The organism is Luteimonas viscosa (assembly GCF_008244685.1).
GTDB classification, from domain to species: Bacteria; Pseudomonadota; Gammaproteobacteria; order Xanthomonadales; family Xanthomonadaceae; genus Luteimonas; species Luteimonas viscosa.
Genome location: NZ_VTFT01000001.1, coordinates 3,263,179 through 3,284,907, shown reverse-complemented (window position 1 = coordinate 3,284,907; position 21,729 = coordinate 3,263,179). Strand labels below are relative to the sequence as shown.

18 protein-coding genes are annotated in these 21,729 nt (G+C 70.7%); 14 read left to right on the top strand and 4 right to left on the bottom strand.

Features of this window, described 5'->3' with window-relative positions; all coding sequences use genetic code 11:
* Window positions 1-3 precede the first annotated feature (3 nt).
* From rseP to FZO89_RS14520, 7 genes are all read left to right on the top strand, one after another.
* The gene (gene rseP, locus FZO89_RS14550; protein ID WP_149103932.1) at window positions 4-1,365 is read left to right on the top strand and encodes an RIP metalloprotease RseP; all 1,362 of its coding nucleotides are present in this window, start codon (window positions 4-6) and stop codon (window positions 1,363-1,365) included.
* A 62-nt stretch (window positions 1,366-1,427) separates the two neighbouring features.
* Entirely contained in the window at window positions 1,428-3,980 is a 2,553-nt protein-coding gene (gene bamA / locus FZO89_RS14545; protein ID WP_149103931.1) for an outer membrane protein assembly factor BamA, read from the top strand.
* Window positions 3,981-3,994: 14 nt separating this feature from the next.
* Window positions 3,995-5,035, top strand: a complete 1,041-nt coding sequence (gene lpxD, locus FZO89_RS14540; RefSeq protein WP_149103930.1) for a UDP-3-O-(3-hydroxymyristoyl)glucosamine N-acyltransferase — start codon at window positions 3,995-3,997, stop codon at window positions 5,033-5,035.
* Complete coding sequence (gene fabZ, locus FZO89_RS14535; RefSeq protein WP_149103929.1) at window positions 5,032-5,487, top strand: 3-hydroxyacyl-ACP dehydratase FabZ; 456 nt, start codon at window positions 5,032-5,034, stop codon at window positions 5,485-5,487. Before lpxD ends, fabZ begins: the two co-directional genes overlap by 4 nt.
* Before the next feature lies 1 nt (window position 5,488).
* Entirely contained in the window at window positions 5,489-6,274 is a 786-nt protein-coding gene (lpxA, locus tag FZO89_RS14530) for an acyl-ACP--UDP-N-acetylglucosamine O-acyltransferase (protein WP_149103928.1), read from the top strand.
* Window positions 6,271-7,539 (top strand): lipid-A-disaccharide synthase, encoded by a 1,269-nt coding sequence (gene lpxB / locus FZO89_RS14525; protein ID WP_425480449.1) that lies wholly within the window; start codon window positions 6,271-6,273, stop codon window positions 7,537-7,539. The genes lpxA and lpxB overlap by 4 nt, the downstream gene beginning before the upstream one ends.
* Entirely contained in the window at window positions 7,536-8,111 is a 576-nt protein-coding gene (locus FZO89_RS14520; RefSeq protein WP_149103926.1) for a ribonuclease HII, read from the top strand. The genes lpxB and FZO89_RS14520 overlap by 4 nt, the downstream gene beginning before the upstream one ends.
* A 41-nt stretch (window positions 8,112-8,152) precedes the next feature.
* On the opposite strand, the gene FZO89_RS14515 is transcribed toward FZO89_RS14520, so the two are convergent.
* The 3 genes from FZO89_RS14515 to FZO89_RS14505 are packed head-to-tail and all read right to left on the bottom strand — an operon-like array spanning window position 8,153 to window position 12,428.
* Complete coding sequence (locus tag FZO89_RS14515) at window positions 8,153-8,659, bottom strand: gluconokinase (protein WP_149103925.1); 507 nt, start codon at window positions 8,657-8,659, stop codon at window positions 8,153-8,155.
* Entirely contained in the window at window positions 8,656-11,043 is a 2,388-nt protein-coding gene (locus FZO89_RS14510) for a GH36-type glycosyl hydrolase domain-containing protein (RefSeq protein WP_149103924.1), read from the bottom strand. Before FZO89_RS14510 ends, FZO89_RS14515 begins: the two co-directional genes overlap by 4 nt.
* On the bottom strand, window positions 11,040-12,428 hold the full coding sequence (locus tag FZO89_RS14505; protein WP_149103923.1) for an MFS transporter: 1,389 nt from the start codon (window positions 12,426-12,428) through the stop codon (window positions 11,040-11,042). The genes FZO89_RS14510 and FZO89_RS14505 overlap by 4 nt, the downstream gene beginning before the upstream one ends.
* A 259-nt stretch (window positions 12,429-12,687) precedes the next feature.
* Between FZO89_RS14505 and dnaE the strand changes: the two genes are divergently transcribed.
* From dnaE to FZO89_RS14470, 7 genes are all read left to right on the top strand, one after another.
* Window positions 12,688-16,272, top strand: coding sequence for a DNA polymerase III subunit alpha (gene dnaE / locus FZO89_RS14500; protein WP_149103922.1), 3,585 nt, complete (start codon window positions 12,688-12,690; stop codon window positions 16,270-16,272).
* A gap of 119 nt (window positions 16,273-16,391) precedes the next feature.
* On the top strand, window positions 16,392-17,351 hold the full coding sequence (locus FZO89_RS14495) for an acetyl-CoA carboxylase carboxyltransferase subunit alpha (protein WP_149103921.1): 960 nt from the start codon (window positions 16,392-16,394) through the stop codon (window positions 17,349-17,351).
* Window positions 17,352-17,369: 18 nt separating this feature from the next.
* Window positions 17,370-18,107 (top strand): tetratricopeptide repeat protein, encoded by a 738-nt coding sequence (locus FZO89_RS14490; RefSeq protein WP_149103920.1) that lies wholly within the window; start codon window positions 17,370-17,372, stop codon window positions 18,105-18,107.
* A gap of 174 nt (window positions 18,108-18,281) precedes the next feature.
* On the top strand, window positions 18,282-18,575 hold the full coding sequence (locus FZO89_RS14485) for a hypothetical protein (protein WP_149103919.1): 294 nt from the start codon (window positions 18,282-18,284) through the stop codon (window positions 18,573-18,575).
* A 31-nt stretch (window positions 18,576-18,606) separates the two neighbouring features.
* Entirely contained in the window at window positions 18,607-19,959 is a 1,353-nt protein-coding gene (gene tilS, locus FZO89_RS14480; protein ID WP_149103918.1) for a tRNA lysidine(34) synthetase TilS, read from the top strand.
* A 45-nt stretch (window positions 19,960-20,004) separates the two neighbouring features.
* The gene (locus FZO89_RS14475; protein WP_149103917.1) at window positions 20,005-20,268 is read left to right on the top strand and encodes an exodeoxyribonuclease VII small subunit; all 264 of its coding nucleotides are present in this window, start codon (window positions 20,005-20,007) and stop codon (window positions 20,266-20,268) included.
* Window positions 20,255-21,235, top strand: a complete 981-nt coding sequence (locus tag FZO89_RS14470) for a polyprenyl synthetase family protein (RefSeq protein WP_149103916.1) — start codon at window positions 20,255-20,257, stop codon at window positions 21,233-21,235. The genes FZO89_RS14475 and FZO89_RS14470 overlap by 14 nt, the downstream gene beginning before the upstream one ends.
* Before the next feature lie 22 nt (window positions 21,236-21,257).
* On the opposite strand, the gene FZO89_RS14465 is transcribed toward FZO89_RS14470, so the two are convergent.
* Entirely contained in the window at window positions 21,258-21,695 is a 438-nt protein-coding gene (locus tag FZO89_RS14465) for a DUF4870 domain-containing protein (RefSeq protein WP_187471168.1), read from the bottom strand.
* Window positions 21,696-21,729: the final 34 nt, after the last annotated feature.

Here is a 21,729-nt window from a genome sequence, read left to right as displayed (position 1 = left end):
GCCATGACTGAGTTCCTCGGTTCCGCCTGGTGGCTGATCGTGAGCCTCGGCATCCTCGTGACCATCCACGAATTCGGCCATTTCTGGGTCGCCCGCCGCTGCGGGGTCCGGGTACTGCGCTTCTCGATCGGCTTCGGCGCCGCGCTGTGGAAGCGTTTCGCCAAGGACGGGACCGAATACCGGATCGCGGCGATCCCGCTCGGCGGCTACGTGAAGATGCTCGACGAGCGCGAGGCCGACGTGCCCGAGGCCGAGGCGGCGCAGGCCTTCAACCGCCAGTCGGTCTGGAAGCGGATCGCCATCGTCGCCGCCGGTCCCGCCGCCAACCTGGTCCTGTGCTACGCGCTGCTGTGGGCGATGTTCGTGATCGGACGGCCCGACTACGCCCCGGTGCTCGGTCCCTCGACCGGGATCGCCGCCGAATCCGGCCTGCGCGGCGAGGACCGCGTGCTGGCGGTGGGCGGGCGCGAGACCCCGACCTGGATGGAACTGCAGATGGCCCTGCTGCCGGCCGCGCTCGACCGCGCCGACGTGCCGCTGCGGGTGGCCGATGCCCAGGGCAACGAACGCCGGGTTTCGCTGCGCCTGTCGGCCTTGCCGAAGGACTTCGACCAGCGCCAGGTCATCCGCAGCATCGGCCTGATGCCGCGGCACTTCACCATTCCCGCCGATATCGGCCGGGTCCTGCCCGACGGCGCCGCATGGGGCACGCTGGCGGAGGGCGACCGGATCACCGCGATCGACGGCCGTCCGGTGGAGCGCTTCGAGGACATCGGCCCGCTGCTGCAGGCGCTGGGCGAACGCGGCGGCGACGCGATGATCGAGGTGACGCGCGACGGCGAGCGCCTGGCGTTCCCGCTGCGGCCGCGCGAGTTCACCGACGATCGTGGCAACCGGCGCTGGGTGCTGGGCATCGAGGCGCCGGCGAGCATCGAGCTGCCGCCCAAGGATGCGCTGCAGCAGTACGGTCCGGTCGCCGCGATTCCGGTGGCGGCGCGCGAGATCGGACATCTCACCGGACAGTTGCTCGGCATGGTCCAGCGCGCCTTCAGCGGCCGGCTGGCGCTGGAGAACACCGTGGCCGGGCCGCTGACCATCGCCCGGGCGACCAACGCCTACGCCAGCCAGGGCGTGGCCTGGTACCTGACGATCCTCGCCCTGCTGTCGCTGAGCATCGCCATCCTCAACCTGTTGCCGATCCCGCTCTTGGACGGCGGACACCTGTTGTATTACCTTATCGAGTTGGTCAAGGGCAGTCCGTTAAGCGAACGTGCGATGGCCGCCGGGCAGTATGTCGGCCTGGTCCTGTTGGCTAGCTTGATGGGCCTGGCGTTCTACAACGACATCCTGCAGCTGGTGCGCTGATGCCCCGCCCTCCGACCGCCGCTGCGTCAGCAGCGGAGCTCTTCCCCAATCCGGACCGATCGATGACGCGTATTCCTGCCCGCCACCTGCTTGCACTCGCCCTCGCGACGGCCATCGCTCCCGCCTGGGCCCAGCAGGCCGTCGATCCGCAGGCTGCGTTCGCGGTCCCGGAACCCGCCGCCGCGCCGCAGTTCGCACCCGGCGCCGGCAGTTTCACCGTCAGCGACATCCGCATCGACGGACTGCAGCGCATCGGCGCGGGCACCGTCTTCACCTACCTGCCGATCGAGCGCGGCGACACGATCAACCAGAACCGCATCGGCGAGGCGGTCCGCGCGCTCTATCGCACCGGGTTCTTCGAGGACATCCAGGTGGGCCGCCAGGGCGACATCCTGGTGATCACCGTCACCGAGCGTCCCGCGATCAACAAGCTGACCCTGACCGGCAACAAGGACATCAAGACCGAGGACCTGACCAAGGGCCTGGCCGACATCGGCCTGTCCGAGGGCGAGACCTTCGACCGGCTGGCGCTCGACCGGGTCACCCAGGAACTCACCCGCCAGTACAACAACCGCGGCAAGTACAACGTCGAGATCGTGCCGACCGTCTCGCGCCTGGACCGCAACCGGGTCGACGTCACCATCGCGGTCACCGAGGGCAAGGCGGCCAAGATCCGCCACATCAACCTGGTCGGCAACGAGGTCTTCGAGCAGGAGGAGCTGACCGACAGCTGGGAATCGGGCGAGAGCAACTGGCTGAGCTGGTACCGCCGCGACGACCAGTACTCCAAGGAAAAGCTCTCCGGCGACCTCGAGAAGCTGCACAACCACTACCTCGACCGCGGCTACGTCGATTTCAGCATCGACAGCACCCAGGTGTCGATCAGCCCCGACAAGCGCGACATGTACATCAGCGCCGGCCTCACCGAGGGCGAGATCTACACGGTGTCCTCGGTCGAGGTCACCGGCGACACGGTGCTGCCGAAGGAAGACATCGAGGCCCTAGTGCTGACGCGCGACGGCCAGGTCTTCTCGCGCGCGCTGCTCGAGCTGTCCTCGGACGCGATCACCGCGACCCTGGGCAACATCGGCTACGCGTTCGCGCAGGTCAACACGATCCCGGAAGTGGACCGCGAGAAGCGCACGGTCGGCGTCCAGCTGCAGGTCGTCCCCGGTCCGCGCGTGAACGTGCGCCGGCTCGTGTTCAAGGGCAACACCCGCACCTCCGACGAGGTGATGCGCCGCGAGATGCGCCAGTTCGAGGGCGCCTGGTATTCGCAGGCCGCGATCGACCGCTCCAAGGTCCGGCTGCAGCGGCTGGGCTACTTCGAATCGGGCAGCGTCAACGTCGAGACGCAGCCGGTCCCCGGCAGCAACGACGAGGTCGACGTGGTCTTCAGCGTGACCGAGACCACCTCGGGCAGCTTCGTGTTCGGCCTCGGCTATTCCCAGCTGGCCGGCCTGACCACCTCGGTCCAGCTGTCCCAGAACAACTTCCTCGGCAGCGGCAACCGGGTCTCGATCGAGGCGCAGCGCAACGTGTACCTGCAGCGCTACGCGTTCTCGTTCATGAACCCCTACTTCACCGATGACGGGTTGTCGCTCGGCTACAACCTGTGGTGGCGCGAGTTCGACAATTCCGAGTTCAACACCGCGCAGTACTCCTCGACCAACGCCGCGGGCCAGATGGTGCTGGGCCTGCCGATCACCGAGTCGGACACGATCTCGGCGCTGTTCGGCATCGACCGCAACCAGATCTTCGCCTTCCGCGGCTCGTCGCCGGAATCGATCGTGGACTACATCGATGCCGTGGGCAATCGCACGTTCCACGCCTGGCGCACGGAACTGGCATGGGCGCGCGACTCGCGCAACGACTACCTGCAGCCCACCCGCGGCACGTTGCAGCGGGTGTCGCTGGAAACCACCCTGCCCGGCTCGACGGTCGAGTACTACAAGCTCAACTACGAGTTCTCCAAGTACTGGCACATCAACCGCGCGCTGGTGCTCAACACCCGCTTCGAGATCGGCTACGGCGACAGCTACGGAGACGACACCTACCGGGTGTTCTGCCGCTCGCTCGGTGGCCAGCCGCTGCCCCCGCCCGGCAGCACCGCCCCCGACCCGGCCGACATTCCCGGTGGCGAAGAGTGCGCGGCTGGCAGTGTCTACGACAAGACCCTTGTCGCGAGCGGGTTGCCGTTCTTCGAGAACTTCTACGCCGGCGGCGCGCGCTCGGTGCGCGGCTTTCGCGACAACACCCTGGGCCCGCGCGAGGCGGCCTTCAACAGCAGCTACCTGCAGCCGATCGGCGGCTCGCTGAAGACGGTCGGTTCGCTGGAGATGTTCTTCCCCCAGCTGATCAAGTCGCCGGCGGCCCGCGTGTCCGCGTTCGTCGACGTCGGCAACGTCTTCCGCGATGTTGACGCGTTCGAGAGCAGCGAGCTGCGCGCCTCGGCCGGCATCGCGCTGATGTGGCGCGCGCCGGTCGGCCCGATCTCGATCAGCTACGCGTATCCGCTGCGCACCCAGGACGAGATCCGCGGCGAGAACGGCGCGCTGATCCAGCAGGGCGACGAGCTCGAGCGCCTGCAGTTCACCTTCGGCGGCGCGTTCTAGCCGCCTCCGGGTCGATGCCGCGCCACGATGTCCAGGTGTCCGCGGGGGAACTCGCCGAGCGCTTCGGCCTGTCCCTGCGCGGCGACGCGACCCGCCTGATCGACGGCGTCGGCACGCTCGCCGGTGCCGGCCCGACGCAGCTCTCGTTCCTCGCCAACCCGCGCTACCGTGCCCAGCTGGCCGGTTCGCGCGCAGGTCTGGTGGTCGTGCGTACGGGCGACGCCGACGCCCATGCCGGCGACGTGCTGGTCGCGGACGACCCCTATGTCGCCTACGCGCGCATCGCGGCGCTGTTCGAGCCGGTGCCGGCCACGGCGCCCGGCATCGATCCGACCGCGGTGGTGCATCCCGACGCGCACGTCGATCCGCTTGCCACGGTCGGTCCGCTCGCCTGCATCGGTGCGCGCAGCCTGATCGCCGCGGGCGCCAGCATCGGCCCCGGCTGCATGATCGGCGAGGACTGCGTGGTCGGTTCCGGCAGCAACCTGGTCGCGCGCGTCACCCTGGTCCGGCGCGTCGTGCTCGGCGAACGGGTGCTGGTGCATCCCGGCGCGGTGCTCGGCGCGGACGGGTTCGGGATCGCCCTGGATCGCAGCGGGAGCGAGCCGCACTGGATCAAGGTGCCGCAACTGGGCGGCGTGCGCGTCGGCGACGACTGCGAGATCGGCGCCAACACCACGATCGACCGCGGCGCGCTCGAGGACACGGTCCTGGAGCACGATGTCCGGCTCGACAACCAGATCCAGGTCGCCCACAACGTCCGCATCGGCGCGCACACCGCGATGGCCGGCTGCGTGGCCGTGGCCGGCAGCACCACGATCGGGCGATACTGCATGATCGGCGGCGCGGCGGGGATCGCCGGGCACCTCGAGATCTGCGACCGCGTGGTCGTGACCGCCATGACCCTGGTGACGCATTCGATCCGCGAGCCCGGGGAGTATTCTTCCGGCACCCCGTTGATGGACAGTCGCAGCTGGCGCAGGAACGCGGTCCGCTTCAAGCAGCTCGACGCGCTGGCCCGGCGCGTGGGGACGCCTCCAAAGGAAACCGAATGACACAGCAGGTCACGCTCCCCATCGACAGCATCGGCATCCGCGCCCTGCTGCCGCATCGCTACCCGTTCCTGCTGATCGATCGCGTGGTCGAGGCCGAGCCGGGCAAGCGCGTGCTCTGCTACAAGAACGTGAGCGGCAACGAGCCTTTCTTCCAGGGCCACTTCCCCGACCGCCCGGTGATGCCCGGGGTGATGGTGATCGAGGCGTTGGCGCAGGCCGGCGGCATCCTCACCCAGCTCACCCACGGAGGCGGCCTCGAAGGCCGGCTGTCGTACCTGGTGAAGGTGGACAACGCGAAGTTCTCGCGCATGGTGGTCCCGGGCGACCGGCTCGACCTGGAGGTCGAGATCAAGCGCGAGATCCGCAACATGACGATGTACGTCGGCACGGCCCGTGTCGACGGCGAGCAGGTGGCGTGCGCCGAGATCCTGTGCGCCGAGGTGCGCGGCTGACATGAGCCCGGCCGGGATCCACCCCAGCGCGTTCGTCGATCCGGGTGCCCGGATCGGGGAGGGGGTGTCGATCGGGGCGTTCACCTGCATCGGCCCGGACGTCGAGATCGGCGACGGCACGCAAATCGGGCCGCACTGCAGCGTGCACGGGCCGACCCGCATCGGCCGCGACAACCGCATCATCGGCCATGCCGCGATCGGCGGCGACCCGCAGGACAAGAAGTACCGCGGCGAGCGCGTCGAACTCGAGATCGGCGACCGCAACCTGGTCCGCGAATTCGTCACACTCAACCGCGGCACCGGCGAAGGCGGCAGCCGGACCCGGATCGGCGACGACAACTGGTTCCTCGCCTACACCCATGTCGCGCACGACTGCGTGGTCGGCAACCACTGCGTGTTCTCCAACAACGCCACCCTCGCCGGGCACGTCGTGGTCGGCGACCACGTGATCCTCAGCGGTTTCGCCGGCGTGCACCAGTTCTGCCGCATCGGCGCGCATGCGTTCATCGGCATGGGTGCGTTCGTCAACGGCGACGTGCCGCCGTTCCTGATGGTGGCGCAGGATGGCTACGGGCGCCCACGCGGGATCAACGCAGAAGGGCTGAAGCGGCGTGGCTTCGATGCCGGCCGTACCGCGGCGATCAAGCGTGCGTACCGGGCGGTCTACATCTCGGGCGCGAGCCTGGCCGAGGCCAAGGCGCAGCTGGTCGATCTGGCCAGGGACAGCGACGACGTGCGCGACTTCCTCGCCTTCATCGAGAGCGGTGAACGGCCGCTGCTGCGGTGATGTCCGGGACGGCAAGCCACGGATCCGGAGCCGACGCCGCCGATGGCGCCTCGCCCGTCGGAACCCACCCCGGTTTCGCGACCGTGGATCCCCCGATGCCCGGCGCGAACCGGCCGCTGCGCGTGGGACTGTGCGCCGGCGAGGCGTCGGGCGACCTGCTCGGTGCCGGCCTGGTCCAGCAGTTGCGTGCGCGCTTTCCCGGCGCCGAGTTCGCCGGCATCGGCGGCGCGGCGATGCGCGCGTCAGGCGTCGACACCTGGCATGACGCCTCGGAACTCGCGGTGATGGGCCTGAGCGAGGTGCTGCGGCACCTGCCCCGGCTGCTGTCGCTGCGCCGCGGCCTGCGCCGGCGCCTGCTCGAGTGGTGGCCCGACGTGTTCGTCGGCATCGACGCCCCGGACTTCAACCTGGGCCTGGAGCGCGCCCTGAAGCGGCGTGGCGTGCCCACCGTGCACTACGTCAGTCCGTCGGTCTGGGCCTGGCGCGAGGGACGCGCGGCGAAGATCGGGCGCAGCGCCGACCGCGTGCTGTGCCTGTTCCCGATGGAGCCGGCGATCTACGCCCGGCACGGCGTCGACGCGCGCTTCGTCGGCCACCCGATGGCCGACGCGATGCCGCTCAACCCGGACCGGCGCCGCGCCCGCGCCGAACTCGGCCTCGACGACGGGGCGCCGGTGCTCGCCGTACTGCCCGGATCGCGCCTGGGCGAGATCGAGCGGCTGGGTGCGATCTTCCTGGAGGCCGCCGGCCGCGTCGCCGACCGCCTGCCGGGGCTGCGCGTCGTGGTGCCCGCGGCGACGCCGGGCTGCGGCGAAGCGCTGCGCACGCTGCTGGCGGGGATGCCCGCCCCCCCGGGTGTCGTGCACCTGCTCGAGGGCCAGGCGCGCGAGGCGATGACCGCGGCGGACGTGGTGCTGCTGGCCTCGGGAACCGCCACCCTGGAGGCCATGCTCGCCAAGCGGCCGATGGTGGTGGGCTACCGCATCGCACCCAGCACCTACCGCATCGTGCGCGCGCTGGGCCTGCTCAAGGTCGACCGCTACGCGCTGCCCAACGTCCTCGCCGGCACCACCATCGCGCCCGAGCTGATGCAGGACGACTGCACGCCCGGGCGCCTGGCCGATGCGGTGCTCGCTTGGTTCGCCGACCCGGCCGCCGTCGCCGCGCTGGAACCGGTGTATCGCGACCTGCACCTGGCGCTGCGGCGCGACGCCTCCGCCTCCGCGGCGGACGCGGTCGCCGGCCTGATGGCACCGGCGCCATGATGCCGCTCGTCGCCGGCGTGGACGAGGCCGGACGCGGCCCGCTCGCCGGCCCGGTGGTGGTCGCCGCGGTCGTGTTCGACCCGGCGCGACCACGGATCAACGGGTTGGACGACTCCAAGCGGCTGGCCCCTGCGCGGCGCGAGCTCCTGTACGAACGCATCGTCGAGCGCGCGCTGGCGTACAGCGTGGTGTTCGTGGAGGTCGAGGAGATCGACCGGATCAACATCTTCCAGGCGACGATGGTGGGCATGCAGCGCGCGATCGCCGGCGTGGTCCACGTCGCCGGGTTGGCGCGCATCGACGGCAATGCCCTGCCGCGCGGACTGCCCTGTCCGGCCGAGGCACTGGTAGGCGGAGACGCGCGCGACCGCTCGATCATGGCGGCCTCGATCCTGGCCAAGGTCTCGCGCGACCGCGCCATGACGGCACTGCACGCCGAACACCCGCTCTACGGATTCGACGCGCACAAGGGCTATTGCACGCCCTACCACCTCAATGCATTGCGGACGCACGGGCCCTGCGCGCACCACCGCCGCAGCTTCGCACCGGTCGCGCAGGGTGCGCTGTTCTGATCCACGCCGCGGCCGCGCAGGCCCGACGCACGCCGCGGCGCTCACTCGAGCAGCAGCAATGCCTGTTCGAGCATGCGCGCAGGCGCGACATCGATGTCCAGGGCGAATACGTCGGCCTCCCCGCGCGGCGGCTCCAGCGCCGCGAACTGGCTGTCGAGCAGGCTGACCGGCATGTAGTGCCCGCTACGCTCGCGCATGCGCCGGGCGATGAGTTCGCGTTCGCCGTGCAGGAACAGGAAGCGCAGCGGCAGGCCGGCCTCCCGCAGCATGTCCCGGTGCCGGCGGCGCAGGCCGGAGAAGGCGAGCGACACGCGCTCGCCTGCGGCCAGCCGGCGCCGAAGCTCGTCGACGATGCGCTCCACCCAGGGCTGGCGCATGGCGTCGGTCAGCGCATGGCCGCTCGCCATGTGCGCCTTCGCCTCGGCGCTGTGGAAATCGTCGGCATCGAGGAAGCTGGCCGTCCAGGCCGCGGCCAGCGCGCGCGCGAGCGTGGTCTTGCCGCTGCCGGACACGCCCATCACCACCGCCACGCGCACGTCCCGGCTCATGCCACCTCCGAGTGGGTCGGGAGTTCCACGCGCACCGCATAGCGATGGCCGGCACGGATGGCCGCGATCCGTCCGTCCGCACACGGTTCGTCATCGACGTGGACCCGGGTGCGATCGACCCCGGTCACGCGCTCGATCAAGACGTCGAATTCGGCGCCACGGAAGCGGCGCAGTGCACGCGCGCGCGGCCAGTGCGCGGGCAGTTGCGGCGAGATCCGCAGGCCATCGCCGTCGCCGCGCAGTCCGAACAGCGATTCCACCAGGCAGCGGTACAGCCAGGCCGCGGTGCCGGTATTGAACAGCTGGCTGGACCGGCCCGCGGTACGCGGGTGCAGTCGCCAGGCGCCGCGATAGTAGTTGGGCACGAACACCGGCAACTGGTCGCGCTGCAGGCAATCGTGCGCATCGGGGCCGGAGAGCATCGCCCGCAGCGTGCGCCACGCGCGGTCGGACTCGCCCACCGCATACAGCGCGTGCAGCCAGAACGCGGCGGCATGGTTGTAGACCGCGCCGTTCTCGGCCGAGCCCGGGAACTTCTGGGTCAGGCGGCCCACGTCCTCGCGCATGCCGGTATACGGCGGGCCGAGCATCGCCACGCCCCAGGGCGACACCAGCTCCGCATCCACCGCGCCCAGCAGGCGTGCGCGCCGCGCCTCGTCGGCCGCGCCGCTGAGCATCGCCCAGCTCTGCGGATTGAGGTAGATGCGGCCTTCGGCGTCCGCGCGCACGCCGAACACCACGTCCTCGTCGGTGATGCCGCGTGCGTACCAGTCGCCATCCCACAGTTGCGCATTGACCGCGGCGTTGAATTCGGCGGCACCGTCGCGGAACAGCCTCGCCTGCGCCTGGCGACCCACGCGCCCGCAGATGTCCGCCCACAGCTGCAGTGCGTGCGCGCTGGCCAGCGACAGCCAGCCGGACACGCCCCGGCCCTTCCAGCCGACCATGTTCATCGGGTCGCACCAGTCGCCCTGCGCGATGTAGCTCAGGCCGCGGGCGTCGCGCTGGTCGAGCAGCCACTGCATCGCGCGGTCGATGCGCTCGGCCACGCTGCGCGCGGTGCCGTCGGCGCCCGCCACCGGCACGTCGAGCAACGCGTCGTCGCCGGTTTCGTCCAGGTACGCGCGCAGGCACACCGGCAGCCACACGCAATGGTCGGTGTGCGGCACCTGGTTGATGTACTTGAGCTCCGCGCCCTCGGCCAGCAGGATGCCGTCGGGCATCGCGCCGCTGGCCTCCTGCTGCGACAGCGCGTGCAGGAACGCGGCGCGCGACGTCTCCGGCCGCACATAAGCCATGCCCATGTGGTCCTGCAGGAAATTGCGCGTCTGCGGGTCGGTGGTCAGGCGGTTGGAATCGCCGTGGTAGTAGACCTGGCGCGGCAGCCAGTGGTTGGCGAAGTCGTCCAGCCACGGGTCGGGGGTTTCGATGCGGATGCAGCCGCTGCCCTGCTCCAGGTATTCGCGGGTGCCCGCGCCCGCATCGGCGAAGCCGCTCGCGGACAGGTAGCGTTCGCGCAGCGCGGCGATCCCGGCGTCGTCGCGCGCCGGCGCGAACAGGAAGCGGAACTCTTCCACGGCATCGGGCGCGAGCGCGATCCGGTACTGCAGCGCCGCCGTGGGCGTCTCGTACAGCGCATCGCCACAGGCCAGTTGCTCGTGCTGGGTGATCGACGAAGGCGCATGCAGCCCGCCCTCGCCTTCGAACGCGGCCTGGTTCGCTTCCCATGCATCCGGCATGCGCTCGTGCAACAGCACCGTGCGGTCGTTGAAATCGCGCTGGCGGAAGTAGTCGGCGACCTTCTGGTAGGGCGCGACGCTGTCGCAGACGATCCCTCCCAGGTCGGGCCGGTAGGCGCCCGACTGGTTCATCCACGACATGTAGCCGACCGGGAAGTACGGATACACGCTGAGGCGGCGCGCGCGCCCGGACACGTTGCGCACGCGCAGCGTCCACAGTTCGGCCACGTCGTCGGGCGGCAGCGACACGCCCAGCTCCACCTCGATCCCGTCGCAGCGCACGGTCCAGGCCACGTCGCCCTGGCCGACGTCGAACGCGAACCCGTCGGGCGCGCGGTTCACCGGCGCATGCGGCGCCGAGAACAGCCCGCCGCCTTCTTCGTCCCGGACGTAGCAGAAGCGCCCGGGATGGTGCGCGTAGTACGGCTGCTCCGGCTGCATGAAGGTCTTCGCCTCCAGCGTGGGCGCGTGCGCGTACTTCGCGGGCTCGGGCTGCATGAACTGCGCCGTGGCGTAGCCACGGACGTTGAGCTGCAGCAGCATCCGCCGGTTCCACAGGAAGGTCGACGCCTGTGGCATCGCCACCGGGCTGCGCAGGACGAAGCGCCGCCCCTGATCGCGGAATCCGTACAGGTCTTCGCTCATGCGGCCTGGTCCCGGCGCGCCCGCAGGTCGCGCTGCACGCTTTCGAGGGCGGTATCGTCGAGCGGATAGAAGTGCATCACGCCGGCCGCGAGCAGCGCGACGATGCCGGGAATCACCGTCAGCAGCAGCGCGATGCCCTGCTGCGATGCGTCGGACTGCGCCTCGTTGGCGACATAGCCCAGCGCCGCCAGCATCCAGGCGATCGCCGCCGTCGCCAGCGCGCCGCCGAGCTTCTGCGAGAACGTGGCCGCGGCGAACGTCATCGCGGTCGCGCGCCGCCCCGTCTTCCACTCGGTGTAGTCGGCGCAGTCGGCGTACATCGAGAACGCCAGCGGCGACTTCGGCCCCAGCAGCAGCCCGATCGCGGTGTTGATGCCGAACAGCAGCCAGATCGCGTCGGGCGGCACGAAATACATCGCGCAGCTCAGCACGCCCACGCCCGCCATCAGCCACATCATCAGCCGGCGCTTGTCGACGTAGCGGGTCATCACCGGCGTCAGCGCCGCGCCCACCGCAAGCGCCACCGAGTACACGCCCAGGAACGTGCCGGTGAGCTCCGGGCGCACCAGGTAGTACTTCATGTAGTACACCAGCGAACCGCTGCGCATCACGATCGTCACCATGATCACCAGCGCGAGCACGAACAGCACCAGCCACGGGCGGTTGTGCAGCAGGTCGGCCACGTCCTGCTTCACCGCGCTGCGCTGCAGCGGCGGCGGCGAGATGCGCTCGCGCGTGGTCAGGAACACGGTGGCGAAGGTGGCGGCGGCGATCACGCCGTACAGGCCGAGCGTGAGTTGCCAGCCCAGCGCCTCGTCGCCGCGGCCCAGCCAGCCGACCAGGTCGAGCGTCAGCCAGTTCACGACCGTGGTCCCGGTGAACGCGGCGATGAAGCGGAAGCTGATCAGGGTGGTGCGCTGCTGGCTGTCGGCGGTCATCACCCCGCTCAGCGCCGAATACGGCATCGCCAGCACGGTGTAGGCCAGCATCATCAGGGTGAAGGTGGCATAGGCCCACAGCAGCTTGCCGTCCGGGTCGAGGTCGGGCACGGTCCAGGTCAGCACGCCGCACACCGCAAGCGGCACCGCGCCGAACAGCAGGTAGGGGCGGAACCGGCCCCAGCGCGTGCGGGTGCGGTCGGCGAGCGCGCCCACCAGCGGATCGGTGATCGCGTCGACCACCTTGGTCACCAGCATCATGGTGCCGACCGCGGCCGCGGCCAGGCCCATCACGTCGGTGTAGAAGATCAGCAGGAAGGCGGAGATGTTCGCCCAGTACAGGTTGAAGCCGAAGTCGCCGAACCCGTAGCCGGCCTTTTCGCGCAGCGGCAGGACCTCGCCGACATGCCTGCCGCCCGCACGCTTCCTGGCCTGATCGTTGCCCATGCGCCTCCCCGGATGCTGCCCGCGCCCCGTCTGCGGGGGCGTTCCGCCGACATGGCGTGGTAGCGCTATCAGAGTGCCGGCAACGCCGGGCGAAGGCAAACCGCCAGGCGGGCGCCCGGGAGACCGGAGCACGCCATCGCCGGCACGAGGCGCCCTCCCCGCCACCCCGCCCGCGACCGGGCCCGCCGCCGCACTGTCAAGCCTTGTCCGGACCCGCCGCGGCACCTACCCTGCTGGGGGCCTGACCGACCCGGCCACGATGTCCTCCCGCTTCGTCCACCTCCACGTCCACAGCGAATATTCGCTGGCCGACTCGACGATCCGCATCCCGGATCTCGTGAAGCGCTGCGCCGAGCTCGGCCAGCCTTCGGTCGCGGTCACCGACCGCAACAACCTGTTTTCCCTGGTGAAGTTCTACCGGGCCGCGGAGGGCGCGGGGCTCAAGCCGATCGCCGGCGCCGACGTGCTGGTGGCCGACGGCGATGCGCCCGCCTGGCTGCTGACCCTGCTGGTCCGCGACCACGCCGGTTACCTGTCGCTGTCGCGGCTGCTCACGCGCGCCTGGACCCAGGGCCATCGCCACGACGGCGTGGTGGTGCGGCCGGACTGGCTGGCGGACGACGCCCGCGGCCTGTTCGCCCTGGCCGGCCGCCACAGCAACGCCGGCCAGCTGCTGGCCGGGGGGCGGGAGGATCTCGCGGGAGGCGCGCTCGGCGACCTGCAGCGCGTCTACGGCGAACACTGCTTCCTCGAACTGACGCGCTGCGGGCTCGACGGCGAGCCCGCGTTCAACGCCTTCGCGCTGCGCGCCGCCACCTCGCGCGGAATCCCGGTGGTGGCGAGCAACGACGCGCGCTTCCTCGACGCCGGCGGTTTCGAGGCGCACGAGGCACGCGTGTGCATCGCCTCCGGCCGGGTGCTGGACGATCCCAAGCGGCCCAAGGACTACGCCCCCGGGCAATACCTCAAGTCCAGCGAGGAGATGACGGAACTGTTCGCGGACGTGCCCGACGCGATCGACAACACGCTTGCGCTCGCCCAGCGCTGCAACCTCGAGCTGCGCCTGGGCAAGTACTACCTGCCCGCGTTCCCGGTGCCGTCGGACGAGACCCTCGACAGCTGGATCCGCAGCCAGGCGCGCGATGGCCTCGCCGCGCGGCTGGACCGGCATCCGCTGGCGCCCGGGCATACGCGCGAGAGCTACGACGCGCGACTGGAACGCGAGCTCGACGTCATCATCTCGATGGGCTTCCCCGGCTACTTCCTGATCGTGGCCGACTTCATCAACTGGGCCAAGCAGCACGGCATTCCGGTGGGCCCTGGGCGCGGCTCCGGCGCGGGTTCGCTGGTGGCCTGGGCGCTGGGCATCACCGACCTCGACCCGCTGCCCTACGACCTGCTGTTCGAGCGCTTCCTCAACCCCGAACGCGTGTCGATGCCGGACTTCGACATCGACTTCTGCATGAACCGGCGCGACGAGGTGATCGACTACGTCGCCTCGAAGTACGGCCGCGACCGCGTCAGCCAGATCATCACCTACGGCACCATGGCCGCCAAGGCGGTGCTGCGCGACGCGGGCCGCGTGCTCGGCCATCCCTACGGATTCGTCGACGGGCTGTCGAAGCTGATCCCGCTGCAGCCGGCCGACCCGCTGTCGCTGGAGGACGCGATCGGCCGCAGCAAGCGCGCGCAGAAGGACAGTGCGTACGTGGTCTCGGAGTTCAAGGAGCGCTACGAGACCGAGGACGAGGTGCGCGACCTGGTGGACCTCGCGCTGCAACTGGAAGACCTCACCCGCAACGCCGGCAAGCACGCAGGCGGCGTGGTGATCGCGCCCTCGCCGCTGTCGGACTTCTGCCCGCTGTACGCCGAACACGACGAGGGCGGCCGCGGCCGCAACCCGGTCACACAGTTCGACATGAGCGACGTCGAGGCGGTGGGCCTGGTGAAGTTCGACTTCCTCGGCCTGCGCACGCTGACGATCATCGACTGGGCGGTGAAGGCGGTCAATCGACGGGATTCGGGATTCGGGATTGGGGATTCGGGAAGGCCGGTGCCTCGCTCTGCCGAATCCCATATCCCGAATCCCGAATCCCGGCCCCCACTCGACATTACCACCCTCCCCCTCGACGACAAGGCCACCTACGAGCTGTTCGCGCGCGGCGACACGGTGGCGGTGTTCCAGTTCGAATCGCGCGGCATGCGCGAGTTGCTCAAGCGCGCGAAGCCCGACACCTTCGAGGACATCATCGCGCTCGCGGCGCTGTTCCGGCCCGGCCCGCTGGGCAGCGGGATGGACAGGCAATGGTGCGACCGCAAGCACGGGAACGAGGACGTCAGCTACCCGCACCCGGCACTGGAACAGGTGCTGTCGCCGACCTACGGCGTGATCGTGTACCAGGAACAGGTGATGCAGATCGCCCAGGTGCTGGCCGGCTATTCGCTGGGCGGCGCCGACCTGCTGCGCCGTGCGATGGGCAAGAAGAAGCCCGAGGAGATGGCCAAGGAGCGCGCCAAGTTCGAGGCCGGCGCCGCCGCGAACGGCGTCGACGCGCGCACCGCGACCCAGATCTTCGACCTGATGGAGAAGTTCGCCGAGTACGGCTTCAACAAGTCGCACTCGGCAGCGTACGCGCTGGTCGCCTACCAGACGGCGTGGCTCAAGGTGCACCACCCGGCCGAGTTCATGGCCGCGGTGCTCTCGAGCGACATGGACAACACCGACAAGGTGGTCGGCTTCCTCAACGAAGCCAAGACGATGGGCCTGACGGTGATGCCGCCGGACGTCAATGCCTCGGGCTACATGTTCGAGGCCATCGATGGCGCGACGATCCGCTACGGCCTGGGCGCGGTGAAGGGCGTCGGCCGCGGCGCCTGCGAGGCGATCATCGACGCGCGCGGCGACGGCTACGCCGACCTCTACGACTTCTGCAAGCGGGTCGACGCCGGCCGGCTCAACCGGCGCACGCTCGAGGCGCTGATCCAGGCCGGCGCGCTCGACGCGCTCGCACCCAACCGCGCCTCGCTGATGCGTCAGCTGCCCGAGGTGCTCAAGGCCACCGACCAGATCGCGCGCAACCGCGCCGCCGGCATGTTCGACATGTTCGGCGGCGGCGGCGCGGCCGACCTGCACATCGAACTGCCCACCTGCGAGGAATGGCCGCTCAAGCAGAAGCTCGACGGCGAGCGCGATACCCTCGGCCACTACCTCAGCGGCCATCCGCTCGATCCCTACCGCGAAGAGCTGGCGAACCTGGTCGGACACGACCTCGGCCAGCTCGATGCGTTGTGGGCCGCGCGCTCGGAGTCGGAATCGCGCGGATGGCGGCCCGAGACCACGGTGGTGGTCGCCGGCCAGGTGCTGGCGATGCGCAAGCGCGGCGACTCGCAGGCGTTCGTGCTGATCGAGGACGGGCGCGGGCGCCTGGAGTGCGCGTTCTTCGCCGAGGACTACTTCAACAACGCCGCCCTGCTCACGCGCGACCGCATCCTTGTGATCGAGGGCGGGCTGCGCGAGGACGAGTTCAGCGGCGGTTTCTCGCTGCGCGCGCGCCGCTGCTGGGATTTCGAGCAGGTGTGCGCGCAGCACGCGCAGGGACTGGCGCTGAAGCTCGACCTGCGCGTGCCTGGATCGTTCGAGGGCGTCGAAAAACTGTTCGCGCAGCATCGGCCCGGCAGGACGCCGCTGCGCTACGAGTTGCTGCTGCCCGCCGGCGCCGCCGGCAAGCTCGATGTCAATGGCAGCCACGGGATCCGCGTCGCCGTGGACCTGCCGTCCACGTTGCGGGCGCTGCCGGGCGTGCGACAGGTGAGGCTGGCGCTGCAGCGGCCCTGGGTCGGCTGAGCGCGCGTGTCGCTCGCCGCACCCCGCGGGGCCGCCGGATTATGCCGTCCGGACGCCCGGGTACGGTCTCCGCAGGTCGGGTCGGCTAGACTTCGCGCTTTCCCGCAGCAGTCCCGGGCATGAATCCGAACTACCTCGACTTCGAGCAGCCGATCGCGGACCTCGAGGCCAAGATCCACGAGCTGCGCCAGGCCAGCAGCGGCCCGGCGGTGAACATCGACGCCGAAATCCACGCGCTGCAGGACAAGCTGCGCAAGCGCACCGCGCACATCTTCCGCGACCTCAGCTCCTGGCAGGTGTCGCAGCTGGCGCGGCACCCGATGCGTCCGTACACGCTCGACTACATCAAGGTGATGTGCGACGAGTTCGAAGAGCTGGCAGGCGACCGCGCCTATGCCGACGATCCGGCGATCGTCGGCGGCCTCGGCCGCATCGACGGGCGCCCGGTCGTGATCATCGGCCACCAGAAGGGTCGCGACACCAAGGCCAAGGTCCGCCGCAACTTCGGCATGCCGCGCCCCGAGGGCTACCGCAAGGCGCTGCGGCTGATGAAGCTGGCGGAACGCTTCTCGCTGCCGCTGCTGACCTTCATCGACACGCCCGGCGCGTACCCCGGCATCGGCGCCGAGGAACGCGGCCAGTCCGAGGCCATTGCCCGCAACCTGATGGAGATGGCCGAGCTGCGTACGCCGGTGATCTGTACCGTGATCGGCGAAGGAGGCTCGGGTGGCGCGCTGGCGATCGGCGTCGGCGACCGCACGGTCATGCTCGAATACAGCACCTATTCGGTGATCTCGCCCGAAGGCTGCGCCTCGATCCTGTGGAAGGACGCCGGCAAGGCCCGCGATGCCGCCGAGCAGCTGGGCCTGACCGCACGGCGCCTGCACGGGCTGGGACTGGTGGACAAGGTGGTGCGCGAGCCCATCGGCGGCGCCCATCGCAATCCGCGCCAGACCGCGATCCGGCTCAAGACCATCCTGATGAACGAGCTCGACGCGCTGCAGCAGGTGCCGGTCCCGGACCTGCTGGAGCGACGCTACCGGCGCCTGCGCGGCTACGGCGCGTACGAGAACGCCTGAGCCGGGACGCCGCGACAGATGAGTCCCGTCCTGCTGCTCTCGATCGCGCTGCAGATCGGCTGCGCGGTGCACGTGGTGCGCACCGGCCGGCCGCTGTACTGGGTGTTCATCCTGCTGATCGGTTCCTACCTCGCGGTTGCGATCTACCTGATCGCCGAGGTGCTGCCCGGCATGCGCCACCATCGCGCCGCGCGCAACCTGGCGCGCGGCGTGCAGCGCACGCTGGATCCCGGCCGCGGCCGGCGCGAGGCCAGCCGACGGCTCGATCTCGCCGACACGCTCGAGAACCGCCGCATGCTGGCCGAGCAGAGCCTGCAGGACGGCGACCATGCGCGGGCCGCCGAGCTCTACCAGGCCTCGCTCAACGGCCTGTACGCGACCGACCCGCACCTGATGCTCGGCCTGGCGCGGGCGCAGTTCGGGCTGAACCGTCCGGCCGAGGCACGGGCGACGCTCGAAGCGCTGATCGCGGCCAATCCAGACTTCCGCTCCAGCGACGGACACCTGCTGTACGCGCGCGCGGTCGAGGCGACCGGCGACATCGAAGCGGCCAGGCACGAATACGAGGCGCTGGTGCAGGGATATCCCGGCGAGGAAGCGCGCGCCCGCTACGCACTGCTGCTCGGTCGCGAAGGCGACGAGGCCGGCGCGCAGCGCCTGTTCCGGGAAATCCTCAAGCGCGCCGATGCGCTGCCGCGCTACTACCGCAACGAACAGCGCGAGTGGATCGACCTGGCGAAGCGGGCCCTGAAGTAGCCTGCGCCACTTCGCCTCGGCGGACGTCCGACATGCATCGCCGGCCGCGTCGCACGAACCGTCTCCTGCGATGGCGACCGCGGTCTTGCGCCCGGGGCATCGGCGATGTCCCGAGGGGCTGCGGGTCTAGAATCCTTCCTGTCCGCAACCGGCGGGCCTGCGGGGGAACCGACCATGATCATCAAGAAGCTCGACGTGCTTTCGGTGGGCAAGATCACCGGCATCATCGCCGCCGCGTTCGGCCTGCTCGCGGGGCTGCTCATGCTGGTGTTCGGCAGCCTGTTCGCGGGCATCCTCGGCAGCCAGGGCGAGTCCGGGGGACTGGCGGCGCTCGGCGGCGGCATCGTCGGCCTGATCGCGCTGCCGATCCTGTACGGCATCGCCGGCTTCATCGGCGGATTGATCCAGGCGGTGATCTACAACCTGGCGGCCGGCGTGATCGGCGGCATCCGCATCGAGACCGAGTGACTGCCGCGCCACCATTCCACGCGTCGTCGCCATGACGTTCGCGCTCGCGTGGCCGGCGGACGCTCCCGCCACGGCCCACGGCCCGCTGCTGGTGGGTTTCAGCGGCGGGCTCGATTCCACCACGCTGCTGCACCGGCTGGCACACGACCGCGCCTGGCGCGCGCACGGCCTGAGCGCGATCCACGTCCACCACGGGCTGCACGCCGGGGCCGATGCATGGGCCGCCCATTGCGCGCGGGTGTGCGCGCGGCTCGAGGTGCCGCTCGAGATCGTGCACGTGCGCGTCGACCACGACAGCGGCGAGGGCCTCGAGGCGGCAGCGCGTCGCGCACGCCACGCGGCATTCGCCGCCGGCCTCGGCAGCGGCGGGATCCTGGTACTGGCGCACCACCGCGACGACCAGGCGGAAACCTTCCTGCTGCGGGCGCTGCGCGCCTCGGGCGTCGGCGGGCTGGCCTCGATGCGCGCATGGCGCCGCTTCGGCGGCGGCTGGCTGTGGCGCCCGCTGCTCGATCTCCCGCGCCGGGCGCTGCATGAATACGCGCGCCTGCATGCCCTGGACTGGATCGAGGATCCCTCGAACCGCGACGAGTCGCACGACCGCAATTTCCTGCGCCGGCAGGTGATGCCGGCGCTGCAGGCGCGCTGGCCGCACGCCGATGCCGCGTTCGCCCGCGCCGCGGACCTGCAGCGCGAGGCATCCACGCTGCTGGGCGAGGCGGATGCGCAGGCGCTCGCGGCGGCGCGCTGCGTGGACCCGTGCTGCCTGCGGGTCACGGCGCTCGCGGCCCTGCCCGCGGCGAGGACGGCGCGCGTGCTGCGCCGCTGGGTGGACGGGAACGGGCTGCCGCCGCTGCCCGCGGAAGGCGTCGCCCAGGTGATGGGCCGGCTGCTCGCGCCGGCACCGGCGGATGCGGCCGCCTTCGCCTGGCACGGCGCGGTCATCCGCCGCTGGCGCGACCTGCTCTGGGCCGGCCGGGTGATGCCGGGTGCGCCCGACGCGCTCCGCATTCCCTGGGATGGCGCCGCTCCTCTGGCGTGGCCGGGCGGAGGCGAACTGGTGCTGGCGTCCGCGTCGCCGCGCATTGCGAGCTCCATGCCGGGAGATAACGCAACCACGGACCCGCCCGCCCCGCCCTTCGTCGCGCACGCGCGCACCGGCGGCGAACGCATCACCCTGCCGGGCCGCAGGCACTCGCACGCACTCAAGCACGTGCTGCAGGATCTCGGCGTACCGCCCTGGATCCGTGCGCGCATGCCGCTGCTGTCCGACCGCGACGGCACCCTGCTGGCCGCCGCCGATCTCGTCCATTCCGCACGTTTCGATGCCTGGCTGCGCGCGAGCGGCCGACGCCTGGTCTGGACAGGCTCGAGCAAGGCGTGACCACGTGCATGCGCCGCGCGGCGTGCACTGGCTTACACTTTGCGCATGGCCAAGAAGCCCGCCGCCGATCCCTCGCCCGTTGCCGACTTCGAGACTTCGCTGGACCAGCTCGAGCAGCTGGTCGAGAAGATGGAGCACGGCGAGATGAGCCTGGAGGAATCCCTCGCCGCCTACGAGCGCGGGGTGGGACTCTACCGGCGCTGCCAGCAGGCGCTCGAACAGGCGGAACTGCGCGTGCGCCTGCTCACCGATCCCGACGCTCCCGACAGGTCCGAGCCGTTCCCGGGCGCGGTCGATGGCGACGGCTGACCCTTCCCGCGCCGGGGCGATCGCAATCCAGCTGGACGATTGGCGCAAGCGCGCCGATGCCGCGCTCGCGGCCGCGCTCGACAGCGTCGCCGGCACCGAACCGGGGCTGCTCGCCGCGATGCGCCACGCGGTCCTGCTCGGCGGCAAGCGCATGCGGCCGCTGCTGGTGTACGCGGCAGGCCATGCCTGCGGCGCGCGCGAGGAGACGCTCGACGGACCGGCGGCGGCGGTCGAGCTGGTGCATGCCTATTCGCTGGTGCACGACGACCTGCCGGCGATGGACGACGACGCGCTGCGCCGCGGCCAACCGACCGTGCACGTGGCATTCGACGAGGCCACCGCGATCCTCGCCGGCGACGCGTTGCAGCCGCTGGCCTTCGCGGTGCTGGCCGCCACGCCCGTGAACGACACCCGGCGCGTCGCCCTGCTGGCCGAACTGGCCGACGCGGCCGGCGCGCGCGGCATGTGCGGCGGACAGGCGCTGGATGTCGCGGCGACGGGCACGGGCTCGGGTCGCGCGCGACATGCCGGCGGCCACGATCCGTCCCGGCCCGACGCCGGAGGCAATGCCGACGATCCGTCCAGGCGGCTCGGCTTCCTCGAACGCCTGCATGCGATGAAGACCGGCGCGCTGCTGCGCGCAGCGATCCGCCTGGGCGCGATCACCGCCGACGCCGCGGCGCCGACACGGCGCGCGCTCGACGATTTCGCCGAGGCGCTGGGCCTGGCCTTCCAGATCCGGGACGACCTGCTCGATGTCGAAGCCGACAGCGCCACCCTCGGCAAGACCGCCGGCAAGGACGCCGCCCAGGACAAGATCACCTTCCCCGCCCTGATCGGCGTGGACGCCTCGCGCGAACGCCTGCGCCAGCTTGCGGCGCGCATGACCGATGCGCTCGCCGCGCTGCCCGGCGACACGGCGCCCCTGGCGGAACTGGGGCGCCGGACGATCGAGCGTTCGTACTAGCCGGGCGGACCGAGCCTCGGGATCAGAGCAGCCGCAGCGTCAGCGGATAGCGGTAGTCCTCGCCGTTCCAGGCCTTGACCGCGGCGACGATGCTGCACACCAGCCACATCACCGCGAGCGCGGCGATCGCCACCAGCAGCATCAGGCCCGCCGGCAGGGTGACGATCAGGCCGATGCCGAGCGTCAGCACGGTGGCGCCCAGCAGCAGGAAGCCGACCGCGCAGATGCCGCAGGCGTACAGGAACATGCTCAGGTTGAAGTTGAACGCCTCGCGCGCGTGCTGCGCGGCGAACGGCGCATCGTCGCGCTTGAGCAGGTAGACCGCGCCCGCCGCGAGCATGCCCGCGAAACCGGCGGTCCAGCTGGTCAGCAGCGCCAGTACCAGCGCGGTGACGTGGGCACCGGCCGCCCACTGGCGATCGGCGAGATTGGCGTCCTCACGATGCAGCATCGCATTCATGGTCCTGCTCCCGCCGGAAACCGTCCGGCGCAGA